Source organism: Glaciimonas sp. CA11.2 (assembly GCF_034314045.1).
Lineage (GTDB): Bacteria > Pseudomonadota > Gammaproteobacteria > Burkholderiales > Burkholderiaceae_D > Glaciimonas.
Map to the genome: position 1 here is coordinate 4,685,235 of NZ_JAVIWL010000001.1, position 16,861 is coordinate 4,702,095.

Sequence of the window (16,861 nt, forward strand, 5' to 3'; positions counted from 1 at the left end):
GTTCCATACATGCGCTTGCATCGTCCCAACCGATACAACTTGCGTGACGATACTCAACCCAATCCTGCTACAAATGCTTTATAACCATCCTCATCCATCAGTCCAGTTATACCGGCAACATCATCATTTGCCTGAAACCTGAAAAACCATCCATCACCCAATGGGTCTTCATTCACCTTGCCGGGTTCGTCGGCCAACAATGCGTTGATTTCAGTGATTACGCCCGCCATTGGCATCATGATTTCGCTCGCGGTTTTGACTGATTCAATCACGGCAGCTTCTGCGCCTTTGTCTATTTGCTTGCCGACTTCCGGTAACTGGACGTAGACCAGATCACCCAAATGATCTTGCGCAAAATCAGTAATGCCGACCGTCACCAAACCGTTGTCGTCGATTTTTAGCCACTCGTGCTCTTCCGTATATTTCGTCGTACTCATTGTGCGTCTCCCTTTAACAAGTTGGTATTACGCGCCAACTACAATCCCGGCGATTGTGCGCATACAGTCATTTTCCCTGTACAAAATTGTAGAGTTTTCAAGAATGCTTTTGCAATCAATTTCTCAGTTAAACAAGCTAAAAAAATCAATAGAAGACTACTTTGTGTTCAAAAAATTAAATTTAATTTCATAATATTCGAAAAAACAAAATTGTAGGAGGCGCAGTCCTGAATAACCACAGAACAAGCCATTACAAAAAAACAATCGCGCGTTTTAGTCGCTATTGCCGATCAAGTCAATTACTACCGCACGTCGTCCCGCGATCAATACTAACGCTTAAAAAAAACGCCGTGATGCATAAAATAGATATTAAAAAAACAGATTTCATAAAAAATGCGCTCCCTTACAACGACGTTTCCTCATGGGGAAAAGTACGCTTAGCACTACATCAATGAAGTAAAAAAACACCCGAAACCGCGCATCATTCGCAATATGTCCCGTCAAAATTATCATTTTAAGTAACGCAATTCAACGTAGACTTTGTGTGTAATCACCTAAAAAGGATGCATTTCATGAACATTCATGGATTAATGGAGCGACTCGGTGTGCCACAGACGGCATTGGAAAATGGCGATCTTGAAGTGCGTAGCCCAATTGATGGCGCGTTGCTGGCAATCATCAAGACCCACAGTCCGGTACAGACAACCGAAACGATAGATCGTGCACACCAGGCATTTCTGACATGGAGGTCAGTTCCTGCGCCACGTCGCGGGGAGTTGGTTCGCTTGTTAGGCAACATTTTGCGAGAACATAAACACGATCTGGGCGCACTCATTACCATGGAGACGGGGAAAATCCTTCAGGAAGGCCTGGGTGAAGTGCAGGAAATGATCGATATTTGCGACTTTGCAGTGGGCTTGTCGCGCCAACTATATGGGCTGACCATTGCATCCGAGCGCCCCGGTCATCGCATGATGGAGAGCTGGCATCCTCTGGGTGTGTGCGGCGTCATTTCCGCCTTTAACTTCCCTGCTGCGGTATGGGCCTGGAATGCAGCATTGGCCTTTGTATGCGGTAACAGCGTGGTCTGGAAACCGTCAGAAAAAGCACCTTTGACGGGCCTCGCCTGCGCTGCCTTGTTTAATCGGGCCAGCCGTGCATTTGGAGATGCGCCGGATGGATTGTTGGAAGTGCTTCAGGGTAATCGGACGGTCGGCGATGCGCTGGTCAAAGATGCGCGCGTTCCGTTAATTTCAGCGACCGGATCAACCCGGATGGGACGCAAAATAGGTCCCCGTGTCGCCGAAAGGTTTGGTCGCAGTATTCTTGAGCTTGGCGGCAATAACGCCGCTATCGTAGCGCCCAGCGCTGACTTGTCATTGGTTGTGCGCGGCGTCTTATTCTCAGCCGTAGGAACCGCAGGGCAACGCTGCACAACGCTACGCCGACTGATTGTGCATAAAGACATATATGACCAATTGATGCCGCAAATACGCAATGCTTACAACAACATCAAAGTTGGCAATCCGTTAGAAAGCGAAACTTTGGTCGGCCCGCTGATAGACGTACGTTCTTTTGACGCAATGCAACAGACATTGGTGGCCGCGCGTGCCCAGGGTGGTCTGGTGGTCGGCGGTGAAAGGGTTGCGGTAAGCGGCTGTGCAGATGGCTTTTACGTCCGTCCAGCGCTGGTTGAAATGCCAGAACAAACGGACATCGTCTGCCTTGAAACATTTGCACCGATTTTATACGTCATGCGCTACGACGATTTCGCCGACGCCATCGCCCTGCAAAATGGTGTCCCGCAAGGGCTTTCGTCGTCGATATTCACGCTAAACATGCGTGAAGCAGAACTGTTCGTCTCTACCGTTGGCAGCGATTGCGGTATCGCGAATGTCAACATTGGTCCATCTGGCGCTGAAATCGGTGGCGCGTTTGGCGGCGAAAAGGATACCGGCGGCGGACGAGAATCCGGCTCCGACTCGTGGCGAGCGTATATGCGTCGGGCCACCAATACCATTAATTATTCCAATGCGTTACCGCTAGCGCAAGGAATCCAGTTTGACGTATGAATTGCAATCATTCCGGGCGGATGGCTAACGACGGCAAGCAACCTCGTCGTCAGCCATCCTTTTTGAGTGCTTTCTGCTTGCGCAGCGCCTGTTCTCTGATGCTGGATAAACTGTTGGTTGGTGTGATCACTTCAGGTGACAACCGAATTTCAATCACGGCCGGAAGCCCGGAAGCGCACGCCTGCTCAAACGCTAATGCAAAATCTTCCGTCTTAACAACTACCGCGCCAGAAGCGCCAAACGAACGGGCGTAAGCAGCAAAGTCGGGATTGGTCAACGTGGTGCCATGCACGCGAGACGGATATTCACGTTCTTGATGCATCCGTATGGTGCCGTAAATCCCGTTATTAACAATGATAAAAATCACTGGCAACGCATATTGCATTGCCGTCGCCAGTTCCTGACTGCTCATCATAAAACAGCCATCACCTGCGAAAGCCACCACCATCCGCTCTGGATACAGGGACTTCGCGGCAATTGCAGCCGGCACGCCATAACCCATAGCGCCACTCGTCGGCGCTAGTTGGGACTTAAAATGCCGATAGCGATAAAAGCGGTGAACCCAGGTGGCGTAGTTGCCAGCGCCGTTACAAACAATCGCGTCAGCAGGAAGTCGCTCGCGAAGTGTCTGCATGATCTCCCCCATCTGAACTGGCCCCTCCACTTGAGGTGGCGTGCTCCATGCAAGATATTGCGTGTGTGCGGCCTCCCCTTTACCAGACCACGCAATCCCGGTCTGCGGGACCAATTCCGCAAGCGCAGCGGCACATTCCGGCATGCTGGCGTTAATCAATAGTTCAGCGGCATAGACGGACCCTAATTCCTCCGCACCGGCGTGGATATGGATCAGGCGCTGTTGCGGTGTAGGAATAGCGAATAAGCTGTATCCGCTGGTCGTCATCTCACCCAGCCGCGGGCCAATTGCCAAAACCACATCCGCGTCCTTAATACGCTGTGCCAATGCAGGATTGATACCGATGCCAACATCGCCAGCATACAAAGGATGGGTATTATTAAACAGGTCCTGAAATCGAAACGCACACGCCATTGGCAATTGCCAGGCCTCTCCAAATTGACGTATATCCTCACATGCTTGCGGGGTCCAGCCACTGCCGCCGAGTATCGCAATCGGCTTTTTTGCAGCACCAAGCAAAACAGCTAATTGCTGTAATGATGTGGGCGTCGGTGCGCAAGCCACGCGCTTGTATGGAGGCGCGGAAAAAGCCTCCGCTATATCGGTCAGCATGTCTTCCGGCAACGCTAATACCACCGGGCCAGGCCTTCCGCTCACAGCGGTATGAAATGCCCTGCTAATATATTCAGGGATGCGTTTAGCGTCGTCGATTTGGGCAACCCATTTCGCCATATGTCCAAACACGCGTCGGTAGTCAAGCTCCTGAAATGCCTCACGATCCATACAGTCACGAGCAACTTGTCCGATGAACATAATTAACGGAGTCGAGTCCTGATGTGCCGTATGCAACCCAATCGCCGCATTCATCGCACCCGGACCACGTGTAACCATCACAATTCCAGGCTTTCCAGTTAGCTTGCCGTACGCCTCGGCCATATTCGCAGCGCCACTTTCATGGCGACATACACGCAAGGCAACCTTCTCTCTGACATCATAAAGTGCATCGAGTACGTTCAGATAACTCTCGCCGGGTACGCAAAAAACATGATCCACGCCATGTGTCACCAGACAACTCACCACAATCTGACCTCCACTTCCAGAAATAATCGCAGTGGTTTCCATTTTTTCTCCAGATGATTTAGTGGCGTTGATAACTGCTTTAGTGGCGTTGATAACTGCATTAGGGATTTTTTGTATTGACGAGTGACCAATAACCAACGCGCTACTATTGATACTAATACGGAGCCATTGATTGCCTATTTTATAATTTGTAATACGCTATGTAGTGAAACATAAAAATGAGCAGTTCGCTATTTTCAGTTCAGACCGACGGAATCAGATCGCACGGTGAGCGAGGTGTTTGTAATTCACGTTCATAGCAAAAAATACGGACAGGAAGAATTGTCATTCGGCATCATTGTTTCGACGCGTGACATTCATTTGAAATAAAAAATAGGTACTTGTTTGTTCATGATGGAGTTGTGCAATGGCATCCCCGACAAAGCGTGATCGGATCGAATCAGTGATGAGGCGAACGATAGCCGCTCTCCCCTTCGCTGATGGCTGTCAAGCGGCAATCGTCTTGTTGCTGATGCTTTGTATCAGCGTACTCATTTTTAGCGCTGCACCAAGTTTGCTTTTACACTTATTACAGTGGTTAGGGAAAGATTGTATTTGGTGTACGGTCGCCCCGATATGAATTTCATCAAGGCGAGTCATGATACAAAAATTGAATCTTTATACAGGTTTGATGTCCATTCCTATTAGATAACTGTTAATGAGGAAAGCAAAAAATCCCTCTGCCTCTTCCTTTTATTGACTTCACAATCAGACAATTTCTGTTTTGCAATTAAAGTATTGCAGAGCTATCGGATAAGGCCAATTAGTCATCATAATGTCGTAAAAAAGCATCAAGTTTATTTGCAAAAGAGATTCACTTTCACGTAGCTTAATCTCGCTGTTACCATATAAATGTCGACATCATAAGCAACCTAAAATAGTGACAAGGAACGGAGAAAAAGAGACTAAAACAGAGACAAAATTTAGGCACCTTCAAATGTTACGTCATGAATATTTTGAAGTAAAACCTGAAACTCATTACCCGAAATGAAGTACTGATTCTTTAATTGTCTTTGTACACGTAAAGGAGAAATCATGAACATACTGAAACGTTTGTTTACTCCCACACATCTCTCTATCGTCACTGATGAACTAGTGGCGGCCAGGCTGCAATTATTATCAGCAGAAAACGACCTTGAGCACGTTCAGGCGCAAGTAAACTTGCTCAATACCCGCATAGCAAGACTTGAGGGGAAAATGAAAAGCATTGCCGCTTATACGTCGACGCTTGATGCGCAAATTTATGCAACCCGATTACGCAGTACGATGTTCGCTGATCCTGCCGCTCGTACACAGCAAACTGAGCACGACATCTCAGAGTTACGGCCGAAGATCGCTGGAAAGTGAAATCTATGTCAATTTATTAGATTTCTAATCTTTTGGCAGCTAAACGATATGTCATCGCATCAAGCGATGACATATTTTGAATACTCAATGACATAATCATGGATGCGGCAGCGTGTTCAGACTGCGCTAATTTAAAAAATGAATTACCGATAAAAGCAGAGGTTGTTGTCACCAATAAATGCGATTGGTGCACTGGCTAATCAGCTATCGGAATTTTCTGAATTCCAGAAAAGGAATTTTTCCGCAAATGGTTAGAACAAGGTATTTAGACGGCTATTTTAGCTATGCTCGCTTCATCCTTCCGCCGATACCGAATACATCAAGTCTTTTTACAAAGCAGCGAGAATATGACGGACTGCCTCTTGCGCGACCGGATCACTCAACCCGAGATGACTTTTCGTTTCAACCAATCGATCCAGACACCATGCGGGCCAGCCGAATGCATCGTCGTCAATGGCGAACCAACTATCTGGTTTGCGTTGCTCGACATCATTCCAAATTTGCATCCCGCGCGGCATAATATCAAATTCACTTTGCAGCAATTTCGGGTGATGGAATGTCGAGCCAAGAACTCGTGCACGCAACTCTTCGCTCAATTCCTGGCGAGTAGCATCGAATCCTAGTGCCCGCACCCAACTTGTGGACAACACAATTTTTACATCCGGGTGCGGTGCAAGCAATTCTTCCAAAATTGGCATCCACTCAAAAAAAGAACGTTCTGGATTCGTAATGTACATGCCACGCTTGCGATTACGCATCACCATGCCATCGTGCAAAACACCGTTAAAGTCTAAGTATAAAATTTTCATTAAGTTTAATTATCAATGCTGAAATAAAATGTTGCGTGGCACTGATGTGATCGCCAATTCTAGCTATCCGACTCTTTTTATGCTCTTTTGAAAACAGCCAAAAATATCAGTTGCTCTTCACGTCCACCCATCAAGAATTGTTTTGGTTATCGTGTCATCAATCTGTTTTCCAAGATCGGGAAATTTTCATAAACTATCGTTTCCCCGCTTTACAAAAAGCAAGCCCGTTCCAATTGCCATCAACAGACCACCAAAAATCCTGTTTTGAATCTTGAACGCTCGCGCGTTTCGAAACAGATTTTGCATTGACCTTCCGGCTAATGCATAACCGTGCATAACAACTACATCGACTGTCACCGTGGTGAGCGCCATCACCAGCAGCTGCAATCCCAAAGGTCGATTCTGTATAACAAATTGCGGCAAAACAGCGACCATAAAAACGATGCCCTTAGGATTTGTCATGTTGGTAAAAAGTCCCGCTGCGTAACGACGTCGCCATGTAAACACCTCAGGCAGGCCTTTCTTCGGCGACATAAATCCAGTCGATTCAGCATTTGGTACCGCACTGCGCCACTGCGAAAAGCCTAGATACACAAGATAGCCAGCACCTAGAAATTTTACAATATTGAATGCCACCTCAGATGCGACAAGCAACGAGCCCACACCGGCACCAGCAATCAGCAGGATTACCACTAAACCGCACTCAAGGCCAAGAATCGTTGCGCCAGTGCGCCTTACTCCAAATCGTACTCCATGACTCATTGATAGAATCGCACCCGAACCAGGTGAAACGGCGATAAGAACCGACGCAAATAAATACGTTGTCCAGAGATTAATATCCATACTAAGGTTAAATTTATTTGATAGTCCGTTATTTTAACGGCGTACGCGGAATGGGTGTCGGTGAAAGTTGTCCGCTCTTTAAAATGCTGCTTCAAAGACACGTTATTAAGCAACGCGTTGACGCTAATCAATCACTTCCGCAAAATACTGAACTTGCGATCTTGCTGATTTAACGCTGAATACGCCTGATTTTGAGTCTGACTTGGCGATCACAAGACATCAAAAGGAGTAAGCAGATAACAACTTAACGACGTTGTATATTTCCCTCAAATAACTCTGCAGTTGAAAAATCCGCGTTCAGGGCATCGTTTTTAACTAACCGACCGGTCTGGTCACACATCTAGCACCGTTAGTTAGTATTATATTAATTTTTACTACTCAGCGGCATTTCTTGCATACTCAATGCGTCGTGCCTGGTCTGACTCTATTAATAATTGATACCGTGTTTCCGATACTCGTTGCAATAAAACCGCAGCATATCGCTCACGCTGCAACCATTCGATGATCCAAGAAGAAAGCAAAATAATAGTTGCATAAATAATAATTATATACAAATCTTTTACAGCTATCGCCTCAAACGAATAATAGGGTTTTCTAAAGAAGAAAAATGCTGTCGGAAAACTAATTATAAGAAGACCTGTTGAATGCCAGAACCCAAAAAAACATGCCATAACAATACAGTTTATGGCAAAAAACAACATAGACATTGATTGATCCAATATTGAATTCAGCACATATCGCAAACAAAATGTTAAAGCGAATCCTAATAAACAGATTCCTATCGAATTAAGACCACTTTGCTTCCAGGTTCTACTATTTTTTAATTTCATTGCAGTTTTCAGATAAAGAATAACAGGTCAGTAATAGCGAGAAATCGGCCAACGATCTCAGCCTTTATCCACGACGATCTTTTAACGGTGATTTATGCTGCAATTCCCTATAAGAAATATCTTTTAAGTGCATTTCTATATTTTTTTGTATGAACTGAACTGTTTCATTCGTCACAATTTCTCGCTCGTTATCGACAGTAATAATATGATAACAATCGCCTAACCAAATGACTTTTCGCATCTCGGAACTGACATGCTCCAAAATTAACTCGGGATTTTTAGGTGATGCGGTTTCATCATCGATTGCATGAATAACTAAAATATTCGTTTTAACTTGTTTGAGCGAAGAACGCACATATGCCATCATTTGATGCGCCCCACGAAGTTGTCGCGCCGGAATTGCAGCCGCTCCCACTGCAGCGACCCCATCTTTTTTGAGAGCATTAGCAACTCTTCTGCGCATATCAAAGTTCTTTATTCCAAATGGCTCGCCCTCTTTATGAGACCAATTTTTATAGCCCAAAAAGAAAGGTATCTGCATTAAATGTTGATACCAGGGTATTGACCATCCGTCATATCGCAAAACAGGAGACAACGCTACTATAGCAATCGCCTCACTGCTGCGAGACGCAACTGCCAAAGCCAATGTTGCCCCCATACTCAAGCCGCAGATAGACACTGTTTTAAAATTCATTTTCAAACGAGAAATCTCGCTATCCACCACTGCACACCAATCTTCCCAGTGCGGGGTAATTGTTGAATCAACGTGTCCTGCGGAATAATTAGGTATCAACAACTCAATGACTGCGCAGCCACTTTTTCGTAATGCCTTAGGTATAGACCCCATTTCAAGCGACGAACCGCATAATCCGTGCAATAAAATGACTGCATGGGTGATGGGTTGTTCATTGTGCATTTTTGAATCCATAGGAGATATTAAGCATTGCTTTAGAGTAACTCAAAACGACAACTTGTGAAGTTCACTTTGGGAAAACGCATCCCAATCAAGCTTTTAAAGAGGCAAATAGATCAATTGGTCATTTACAAATCGTTTCACACACTAGCATCAGCCAAGATTGTAGTCGATGCTCGTCTTATTGAAGCAAATACCGCTTAACAAATTATATTTTTAACAATTATGCCAGTAACTATCAGGACTGGCTTAACGGACACCACTGATAAGGATATTCGGCATCGCCAATGTATGCCCGATATGGCTTGCACAAGGATGCATTGATAAAGAAGCCATTTTGGGTTAGCCCTTTTTCTACGCTGGCAATGAACACCTTATTCTTGCCTTCAACATCCACAATATCGGAAGCTAGTACCTGGATCGCGCATTGTGCATTGTCAACGGGAGCATCCAACATGCTGACGCTAGCATGAAGCTTTAGACGCGTGATTATCCAGCGTAATCCCTCGCAACCACTTTTGGTTGATGTAACTCCTAAGCCAGACGCGATTTCACGGATTTTGGTGATCTGCGCTATCCGACTGGATTGTTTTTCGCCTTGGACAATGGCGAAAATAGGACCACCGCGTTTATTTACAATCTCATGAATACGGTTAACATAAGCCGGCATTGCTCCCGGAAAATTACCTTCTATCTGCGTAAAAGCAATATTGGGTGGAAACTGCGCGGCCAGCCATCCATAAGCCGGGTCACCATTCGCCAAAATGACGGTAGTTTTCTCCGGAGCAGCTATCGGCGGCAAATCGATACGGAACATTTTTTTCGCCCATGACGCATGCCCCCAAGTGGTCAGCCCCCCTAGAAGCACTACAGCCGTTGTTACCGCAAAAATAGTCATCGCGATTTTACGGGCTTTTTGATAGCTTTTTAACTGCATGAGTAAAATGAATACGACTAACGGCGCGCACATCTCAATCGGTATCAGATAACGCTGAATACTAAATAATTCCATCCAGATGAGATATCCAATGGCAACCACTGCAACGATATATTTCGCCTCCGGCAACATGCTACTTATCGTAGTGCGCGTCTTCCTTTTCAAGAATATTGCAGCAAGCCAGCACCAGAAAAGAACGTACACCACAGGCCAGATAATTTGATGGAGCGGAAGCTGCCCAACTCTTTTAGGATTCAATGAAAATAAGAATGGCCAAAATAGCGTTTCAAAATGATTTTTTGGTCGCCAAATCACATCGGCAACACTCACCGATCGCGTCAACGGATTTGGGAAATATGTACTGAATTGGGGGAAAAAAGGATTGCCGAAGGTGCGCCACATCTCAAAAAACCAATATCCCGAAGTGGCTGCTATACCAATTAACACGCCAACACCGAAAAAGAATGCCAGACGAAATCGCGTTATCCAATTAACCTGCACCGTGCAAAAGCTGAGACACAGAGCCATTGCAAATACAACATTGGTCAACTTTAAACCTGTTCCAAGACCAGCTACCGAACCAGCAAGTATTACGATAAGAATCGGCCGCACACCATTTTCAGAAAATTTTTCCCACCCATACAAAACGATGAGTAAAGAGCCAAGGATAAAAATGGAAGTCGAGGCATCCCCCATTGTATTTCCTATACTTGAGAGGAAATTCGCTGTGAGACAACCAACTATTGCCAGTAAAAGTGGTATGCGAAAACGATCTTCTGACGGAAGGTCGGGCAAAGTCTTGCGGCATATACCTGCCAGAAGAATAAAATTGATGCCATGTACTGCGCCCATCATGAAACCAACAAGCGGCGCAGGTAGATGCAAAGACAACCAATAATACGGCACATCCAAAATCGGATTAAAGTACGTTTGCATTCCAGCCGGACCCAAATCCGTATGTAACTTGCCGTTTAATAGCGCAAACGCGTTATAGACATGATAGTTTTGCAAGTCCCAGTTAAGGTCAGTTCCAAGCCATAAAGAAACCAGACCAAAAAATAATGGTGCAAGAAGACAAGCAATCAATAATGTCTTAGGCTTGTTCAGGTCGCAATGATTAAAGCTCGTTCGATTTAACGCGCACTGCAAAATATTCATTTCTTACATTTTTCCGAAAGTTTAAATACCCACAACCTTGCACTGAAATAGTTAATCACCATTCCTGCAAGCGAACCAACGGCGACAGCAAAAAAGGGAAGAAAAGGAATGTTTTGGCCCTGGACGATCACAAGACTATATGCCGCATAGTTAATCAGACCACCTAAAGACATCGCAGCGAGATAACGGATTGCTTCATTCAAAACCCCACTATTCGGCCTCGTAGAAAATGTAAAACGACGGTTGACCATCCAAGTAACCCACACAGCACAAAGAAATGATATTACGCGACCAAAAAAATATCCAAAACCGATATGAAGCGTCAAATATAAAATACCAACGTCGACCCCAAACCCGAGCGCCCCGACCATAGCAAAACGAATAAATTGTCGACAACTGTCCATTAGTTAGGATTCTTTGTGGCAGGCGCAGGATGGACTAGATAAGCAAATCGTTTTGCTTCAGTTCGACCCTTCGTAACGGTATTAAGCACAATCCCACAGGTCAGTAAAATGACGCCAAACAACATTAATGCAGAACATAAAACGGCAGTAGGATAACGGGGCACGAGACCAGTCTCGTAATAAGTCTCAAACAAAGGCAGCGCCAAAAGAATGGCAATTAAGGTGCAAAAGAAAAAACCAAAAGAAAAAAACGTCAACGGCTTTTCGGATTTAAATAATCTAACGATCGTGACGAGTATCCGAAAGCCATCACGATAAGTATTTAACTTACTTGAAGATCCCTGTACCCTTGATCCATAGGTCGTATTCAACTCTGCGACAGGCATCCTTAGCTGTAATGCATGGATCGCAAGCTCAGTTTCGGTCTCAAAACCCCGGGATTGCGCGGGAAATGACTTGACATACCGACGTGAAAAAACGCGATAACCCGATAACATATCGGTAAAAGTTCTTCCAAAAAGGAAGGCAACAAAACGAGTTAATACCGCATTACCAAGGCGATGCCCAAACCGATAGGCTTTTTGCTCCTTTGTAACCCGGACACCAACCACCATATCCAGGCCTTCGGTTAATAGCTTATTAATCAGCCGCGGTGCCACCGTTGCATCATAGGTATTATCGCCATCGACCATAACATAGACATCTGCATCCACATCTGCAAACATCCGTCGGACCACGTTTCCCTTTCCTTGCAGCGGAACTGAGCGCACTGTCGCTCCAGAGAGCTTAGCAACGTCCATAGTCCGGTCTGTCGAGTTATTATCGAAGACGAAAATTTCTGCAGTCGGAAGAGCGAGCCTAAAATCCTGTACAACTGATGCCACTGCAACTTCTTCGTTATAGCAAGGAATGAGAACGGCTATCCGTTGCAGGGTGAATATTGATTCATTAAGATGCTCATTAAATTCACACGCAGTTTCATTCATACTTTTCCAGTTAAAGTTACTCCCTGCACCCATAAACTGATCCCAGGCACTGATCTATTTTTCGTTATTATACGGCGTCATTTTATGTGGACTTTTATTGTTTTAAAAAAATCCAGACGCTTAGATAGATTCGGGCAAGTCAATCATAAGTGCCACGGAACCCAAATAACGCGAAAGCTTACAATCAACCAAAGTATTTAACAGTCTGATGCAACTTAGTTTAAGGCGGCATAAAGTAAGCCCAAGCAGTCGTCATTTGGAAAAAATATCCGGTTAGCAGAAACCCGGGGCTGACCAATATTCAGGCCCGACCTCCTATCAAACAATAGGACAACTCCCTATTTAAAAACAAATATGACAGATGTCCTGGAAAAATGCGTGCTGGAAAAAAGTAATATGCGCCACTTTTTTACCAGAACACGACTTCGCGCTACTAAGTAGCTAATATCCAGTCATAATTGACAGGATGAACGCACGTCTCGTTAAACTTTCTAGGTACTGATAGCTTTTTTGATGTAATTTGCACAGATTCCAGCCGATACGATCATTTCGTATGTGTGCTCCACTAATACTTTTAAGATGAACCGTTTTGTCTATTTCAACTAAACCAAATAGTCCTAATCGATTTTTGCAACTCGATTCAGACTTCGACCCTAAGGTGAGTTTGAAGTTTGAGTTGCAACCGATCATCCAATTTCAACGCAGCGCGACGATAGAATGTGAGTTGCTTTACCGCGGGCCAATCCCGGCGCAATGGTTAGACATTGATCGCAGTGTATTGAAGCACCTGGGTTCTACGCGGCTGGCAGAAGCCATTTTGTTCGTCAATATCGCCAATGAATCACTACTTGCGTTACCTAGCGAACTGTTCACTCTCGCTGCACAAAAAAATAACGTGGTATTTGAAGTCAGCGAATCCTATTCAGACCCAAAGACATTTGACCTGATCACGGCCAAGATCAATAGCCTGTCATTACTCGGGTTAAAATTTGCCATTGACGATTTCGGTAATGGACAAGATGGATTCAAACGTCTTTACGCCATTCATCATTGCACGCACATCAAAATTGACGGTATTTTTTTCAAGACGGCTATGACGCGAGATGACGCAGCAACGATGCTGAAGATACTCATTCAGCAATGGCAATCCCGTGGCATTCGCGTGATTGTCGAATGCGTCGAGACCGTGGCACATTTCATATTTGCTAAAGAGTTAGGATTTGACAAGGCGCAAGGCTGGTTTGTCGATAAGTTGGTGAACGACGTGCCGGAGGGAGTTGTAACGGTCAGTATGTAAATTTATCTGAATGGTCGATTCACACACTGACGATATGAACTGTAGCAATTCCGGTTAGCATCTCGGCACATAACAATTCTCTGAGCAACTCTCAAAAAATAGAAACGCCCCCAATCCATTTGATTGAGGTTAAATTTTATTAGACGCCTTGCCGCTTTTATCGTTTAGATCATCAAAGTGTCTCGCTGCAATTTCCGCAAGCATCTGAGATGATGACGACGCCAGGCGCATCAGGCGCTCAGTGTGAATAGTACTCAACGTTGGCATCGCATCGCTGCTTCTGTTCAGGGTCCTGAAGTGAGTAACCTCTAGGCATGTTTGAATACCACGACAGACATCTACCGCCAGTGCACGAAACTGCGTGTGTTTATCAGTTTGATGATCTACAGGCAGCCACGAAAACGCCTTATGATATGCCTCTTGTTCTGGCATCGGCAGGATTGGCTCGCTCATGAGAGCGCCCTCCCAACGACATCGTCGAAGACTATCGGCGCACCGTAGATAAATAACGACGGATTTTGGCTCGTATAGTGAGCGGTAGTTGAAGTAAGAACATTAAACATCAATTGATTCCTTGTACGATTAGGCCGCGCCCCGATTCCAAGCGGGCTCGGCGGGAAATGGCAGGTCGGAAAACCGATTTACGAGGCGCTACCGGCAAGCCGAAGCTTTCCCATCATTGCCAAGCCGCGAAGGCTTAACAAAATAAACGCACATTAAAAACCGCATTGCGATTTTTGTGAACCTTGTACGTTGCGTGCTTCTAAGCACGGTTCCTTTTTTTCAGGCATACATTTAGTATAAAGCATCAGCGTACATTTTATAAAGCCCGGATTTCCGCCCGTTAGAACGTTAATTCCGTGCAATCTGTTCCTATGGCTTACTCGCCTGGATGACAGTGAATATTAGGAACATTTTCTTGTGACACGCTGCGCGAGTGGACCAGATAGTGATGGACGTCATGAACGCCATCGAAACGGCGTATGGCGATGAATGGGACGGCAACAAACATATCGAGGCGATGATGCGCCGAAAGTCAGCCTGGTATTTTTGCCATTCGGCTGACGGTAAGCCATCCGCCATATCTTGGAGCCCACCGGCGAGACTTCCAAATACATGCCCCGTCTGCTAAAGTGTAGGCCTTGTCCTTTGGTTTGGCGCTTTTGACTTGAATATCCGTGAGGGGGGTGGCGAGTTTGGGCATTTTTTCATCCAAGTCAGTTTTAAAGTGCATCCATGTGCCCAAATATGGATGCAAAAACCGTGAATGTAAATGGACAACGCTGGACGACAGGCCACAAAAAACCGACGTCTGCACTATGGCGGAGGCCGGTTATTGAACTTCTACGAACATTATAAACGCTGTCTTGGAGGAGAAGGTGGGATTCGAACCCACGTTACAGCGAAACTGTAAACCAGATTTCGAGTCTGGCGCATTCGACCACTCTGCCACTTCTCCTAATTGGTCATTTTGCTGCGTGGTCTGCAGCAAAGCACAAGATTATAGCAGAATATTTTAGCTGCCAGACACCTTTTTAACTCGTGTATTACAAATACCAATCTAACATATTTGGAATACTGACCAATCATAACGACGCACACTCCGCGTCGCCAATTCCGCGCTTAAATTATCACGTCTAAACCGTCGGTGTTAGCCGCGTAATACCGCCCATGTATGGATGTAATACGGCTGGTATTTCAACGCTTCCATCGGCTTGCTGAAAATTTTCCAGCACTGCTACCAGTGTTCGTCCGACCGCTAAACCTGAACCGTTGAGCGTGTGCAGCAGCTCGGTTTTGCCTTGGGCATTGCGGAAACGTGCTTGCATGCGACGTGCCTGGAATGCTTCCATATTGGAGACTGACGAAATCTCGCGGTAGGTATTTTGTGCAGGCAACCATACTTCGAGATCATAGGTTTTGGCCGCACCGAAGCCCATGTCGCCGGTACAGAGCGAGACGACGCGGTATGGCAAGCCGAGTTTTTGTAGAATCACTTCGGCATGACCGACCATCTCTTCGAGTGCTTCGTAAGATTTTTCAGGGTGCACAATCTGTACCATTTCCACCTTGTCAAACTGGTGTTGGCGGATCATTCCACGCGTGTCACGTCCGTAGCTTCCAGCTTCTGAGCGGAAACATGGTGAGTGCGCAGTCATTTTGAGTGGTAGCTTTTCACCGGCAATGATTTCGTCGCGTACCAAGTTGGTCAAAGGTACTTCGGCAGTTGGAATCAGATAGAGCGCTGCGCTATCCGCGCCCTGCTCACCTTCTTGTCCACCCTTTTTGACGGCAAACAAATCCTCTTCGAATTTCGGCAACTGACCAGTGCCGCGCAATGAATCCGCATTGACGATGTACGGCGTATAGCATTCAGTGTAGCCATGCTCTGCGGTGTGCGTATCGAGCATGAACTGCGCCAACGCGCGATGCAAACGCGCGATGCCGCCCTTCATCACAGAAAAGCGTGATCCGGTGAGTTTGGCGGCAACATCAAAATCCAGACCGACGCCAGCGCCCACGTCGACGTGGTCGCGCACTTCAAAATCAAACACCGGCAACGTGCCTGATTTGCGGACTTCAATATTACCCGACTCATCAATACCGCTAGGCACAGATTCATGCGGTAAATTGGGGATGACTTCCAAAAATTTGCTGAACTGGTCTTGCACCTGATCGAGGCGAGTCGCGGAAGTTTTTAGTTCTTCGCCGATACCGTTCACCGCTTCCAGGACGGCCGTTGCATCTTCCCCTTTGCTTTTGAGCATGCCGATTTGCTTTGACAGCGTATTGCGCTGGCTTTGCAGCTCTTCAGTGCGGGTCTGAATTTGCTTGCGCTCTGCTTCCAACGAATTGAAGGCGTCGACGTCAAGCTGATATTTGCGCGCAGCTAAACGGCTGGCGACGGTGGCGATGTCTTTGCGGAGAAGTTGGATGTCGATCATGGAATGTGCGGACCTATAGTTAAGTCACCAATAAATAAGCTGCCATTGTACCAAGGTCAACGGAATTTCGATAATTGTCGAAACGGGTAATTGGGGAATCACTTATCGACTTTTTGGGTAAAACTTAGTG

General features: G+C 45.9%; 15 protein-coding genes and 1 tRNA gene. 3 read left to right on the forward strand and 13 right to left on the reverse strand.

Annotated features, from left to right (window positions below; all coding sequences use genetic code 11):
- Window positions 1–53: 53 nt before the first annotated feature.
- A complete protein-coding gene (gcvH, locus tag RGU75_RS20350; RefSeq protein WP_322239106.1) occupies window positions 54–437 on the reverse strand; it encodes a glycine cleavage system protein GcvH in 384 nt (127 codons plus the stop codon).
- A gap of 572 nt (window positions 438–1,009) precedes the next feature.
- Between gcvH and RGU75_RS20355 the strand changes: the two genes are divergently transcribed.
- On the forward strand, window positions 1,010–2,509 hold the full coding sequence (locus tag RGU75_RS20355) for an aldehyde dehydrogenase family protein (RefSeq protein ID WP_369124726.1): 1,500 nt from the start codon (window positions 1,010–1,012) through the stop codon (window positions 2,507–2,509).
- 49 nt (window positions 2,510–2,558) lie between these two features.
- On the opposite strand, the gene RGU75_RS20360 is transcribed toward RGU75_RS20355, so the two are convergent.
- Window positions 2,559–4,265, reverse strand: a complete 1,707-nt coding sequence (locus RGU75_RS20360) for a thiamine pyrophosphate-binding protein (RefSeq protein WP_322239108.1) — start codon at window positions 4,263–4,265, stop codon at window positions 2,559–2,561.
- Between the two features lie 1,032 nt (window positions 4,266–5,297).
- Here RGU75_RS20360 and RGU75_RS20365 point away from each other — a divergent pair.
- Complete coding sequence (locus tag RGU75_RS20365) at window positions 5,298–5,609, forward strand: hypothetical protein (protein ID WP_322239110.1); 312 nt, start codon at window positions 5,298–5,300, stop codon at window positions 5,607–5,609.
- 329 nt (window positions 5,610–5,938) lie between these two features.
- On the opposite strand, the gene RGU75_RS20370 is transcribed toward RGU75_RS20365, so the two are convergent.
- The 7 genes from RGU75_RS20370 to RGU75_RS20400 form a co-directional block, all read right to left on the reverse strand.
- Entirely contained in the window at window positions 5,939–6,418 is a 480-nt protein-coding gene (locus RGU75_RS20370) for an HAD domain-containing protein (RefSeq protein ID WP_322239112.1), read from the reverse strand.
- 186 nt (window positions 6,419–6,604) lie between these two features.
- Window positions 6,605–7,261, reverse strand: coding sequence for a LysE family translocator (locus RGU75_RS20375; RefSeq protein WP_322239114.1), 657 nt, complete (start codon window positions 7,259–7,261; stop codon window positions 6,605–6,607).
- 374 nt (window positions 7,262–7,635) lie between these two features.
- The gene (locus tag RGU75_RS20380) at window positions 7,636–8,091 is read right to left on the reverse strand and encodes a DUF4118 domain-containing protein (protein ID WP_322239116.1); all 456 of its coding nucleotides are present in this window, start codon (window positions 8,089–8,091) and stop codon (window positions 7,636–7,638) included.
- A 64-nt stretch (window positions 8,092–8,155) separates the two neighbouring features.
- Complete coding sequence (locus tag RGU75_RS20385) at window positions 8,156–9,007, reverse strand: alpha/beta hydrolase (RefSeq protein WP_322239118.1); 852 nt, start codon at window positions 9,005–9,007, stop codon at window positions 8,156–8,158.
- A gap of 235 nt (window positions 9,008–9,242) precedes the next feature.
- Window positions 9,243–11,099 (reverse strand): hypothetical protein, encoded by a 1,857-nt coding sequence (locus RGU75_RS20390; RefSeq protein ID WP_322239120.1) that lies wholly within the window; start codon window positions 11,097–11,099, stop codon window positions 9,243–9,245.
- Window positions 11,096–11,503: a GtrA family protein gene (locus RGU75_RS20395; RefSeq protein ID WP_322239122.1), complete on the reverse strand. Its 408-nt coding sequence runs from the start codon at window positions 11,501–11,503 to the stop codon at window positions 11,096–11,098. The genes RGU75_RS20390 and RGU75_RS20395 overlap by 4 nt, the downstream gene beginning before the upstream one ends.
- On the reverse strand, window positions 11,503–12,489 hold the full coding sequence (locus RGU75_RS20400; protein WP_322239124.1) for a glycosyltransferase family 2 protein: 987 nt from the start codon (window positions 12,487–12,489) through the stop codon (window positions 11,503–11,505). Before RGU75_RS20400 ends, RGU75_RS20395 begins: the two co-directional genes overlap by 1 nt.
- A gap of 589 nt (window positions 12,490–13,078) precedes the next feature.
- On the opposite strand from RGU75_RS20400, the gene RGU75_RS20405 reads away from it, so the two are divergent.
- Window positions 13,079–13,786, forward strand: coding sequence for an EAL domain-containing protein (locus RGU75_RS20405; RefSeq protein WP_322239126.1), 708 nt, complete (start codon window positions 13,079–13,081; stop codon window positions 13,784–13,786).
- Between the two features lie 129 nt (window positions 13,787–13,915).
- Here RGU75_RS20405 and RGU75_RS20410 read toward each other — a convergent pair whose 3' ends face one another.
- From RGU75_RS20410 to serS, 4 genes are all read right to left on the reverse strand, one after another.
- Window positions 13,916–14,239, reverse strand: a complete 324-nt coding sequence (locus tag RGU75_RS20410; RefSeq protein ID WP_322239128.1) for a hypothetical protein — start codon at window positions 14,237–14,239, stop codon at window positions 13,916–13,918.
- A 506-nt stretch (window positions 14,240–14,745) separates the two neighbouring features.
- The gene (locus RGU75_RS23995; RefSeq protein ID WP_323507525.1) at window positions 14,746–14,904 is read right to left on the reverse strand and encodes a hypothetical protein; all 159 of its coding nucleotides are present in this window, start codon (window positions 14,902–14,904) and stop codon (window positions 14,746–14,748) included.
- Window positions 14,905–15,154: 250 nt separating this feature from the next.
- Window positions 15,155–15,245 (reverse strand) — tRNA-Ser (locus RGU75_RS20415).
- Window positions 15,246–15,423: 178 nt separating this feature from the next.
- Complete coding sequence (serS, locus tag RGU75_RS20420; protein WP_322239130.1) at window positions 15,424–16,731, reverse strand: serine--tRNA ligase; 1,308 nt, start codon at window positions 16,729–16,731, stop codon at window positions 15,424–15,426.
- Between the last annotated feature and the right edge of the window lie 130 nt (window positions 16,732–16,861).

What these genes read in the sequence shown, in the direction of transcription:
- RGU75_RS20385 (WP_322239118.1), bottom strand. Translation starts at nt 9,007, where the DNA reads ATGCACAATGAACAACCCATCACCCATGCAGTCATTTTATTGCACGGA.
- RGU75_RS20365 (WP_322239110.1), top strand. Translation starts at nt 5,298, where the DNA reads ATGAACATACTGAAACGTTTGTTTACTCCCACACATCTCTCTATCGTC.
- RGU75_RS20380 (WP_322239116.1), bottom strand. Translation starts at nt 8,091, where the DNA reads ATGAAATTAAAAAATAGTAGAACCTGGAAGCAAAGTGGTCTTAATTCG.
- RGU75_RS20375 (WP_322239114.1), bottom strand. Translation starts at nt 7,261, where the DNA reads ATGGATATTAATCTCTGGACAACGTATTTATTTGCGTCGGTTCTTATC.
- RGU75_RS20410 (WP_322239128.1), bottom strand. Translation starts at nt 14,239, where the DNA reads ATGAGCGAGCCAATCCTGCCGATGCCAGAACAAGAGGCATATCATAAG.
- RGU75_RS20395 (WP_322239122.1), bottom strand. Translation starts at nt 11,503, where the DNA reads ATGGACAGTTGTCGACAATTTATTCGTTTTGCTATGGTCGGGGCGCTC.
- serS (WP_322239130.1), bottom strand. Translation starts at nt 16,731, where the DNA reads ATGATCGACATCCAACTTCTCCGCAAAGACATCGCCACCGTCGCCAGC.
- RGU75_RS20400 (WP_322239124.1), bottom strand. Translation starts at nt 12,489, where the DNA reads ATGAATGAAACTGCGTGTGAATTTAATGAGCATCTTAATGAATCAATA.
- RGU75_RS20355 (WP_369124726.1), top strand. Translation starts at nt 1,010, where the DNA reads ATGAACATTCATGGATTAATGGAGCGACTCGGTGTGCCACAGACGGCA.
- RGU75_RS20390 (WP_322239120.1), bottom strand. Translation starts at nt 11,099, where the DNA reads ATGAATATTTTGCAGTGCGCGTTAAATCGAACGAGCTTTAATCATTGC.
- RGU75_RS23995 (WP_323507525.1), bottom strand. Translation starts at nt 14,904, where the DNA reads ATGTATTTGGAAGTCTCGCCGGTGGGCTCCAAGATATGGCGGATGGCT.
- RGU75_RS20370 (WP_322239112.1), bottom strand. Translation starts at nt 6,418, where the DNA reads ATGAAAATTTTATACTTAGACTTTAACGGTGTTTTGCACGATGGCATG.
- RGU75_RS20360 (WP_322239108.1), bottom strand. Translation starts at nt 4,265, where the DNA reads ATGGAAACCACTGCGATTATTTCTGGAAGTGGAGGTCAGATTGTGGTG.
- gcvH (WP_322239106.1), bottom strand. Translation starts at nt 437, where the DNA reads ATGAGTACGACGAAATATACGGAAGAGCACGAGTGGCTAAAAATCGAC.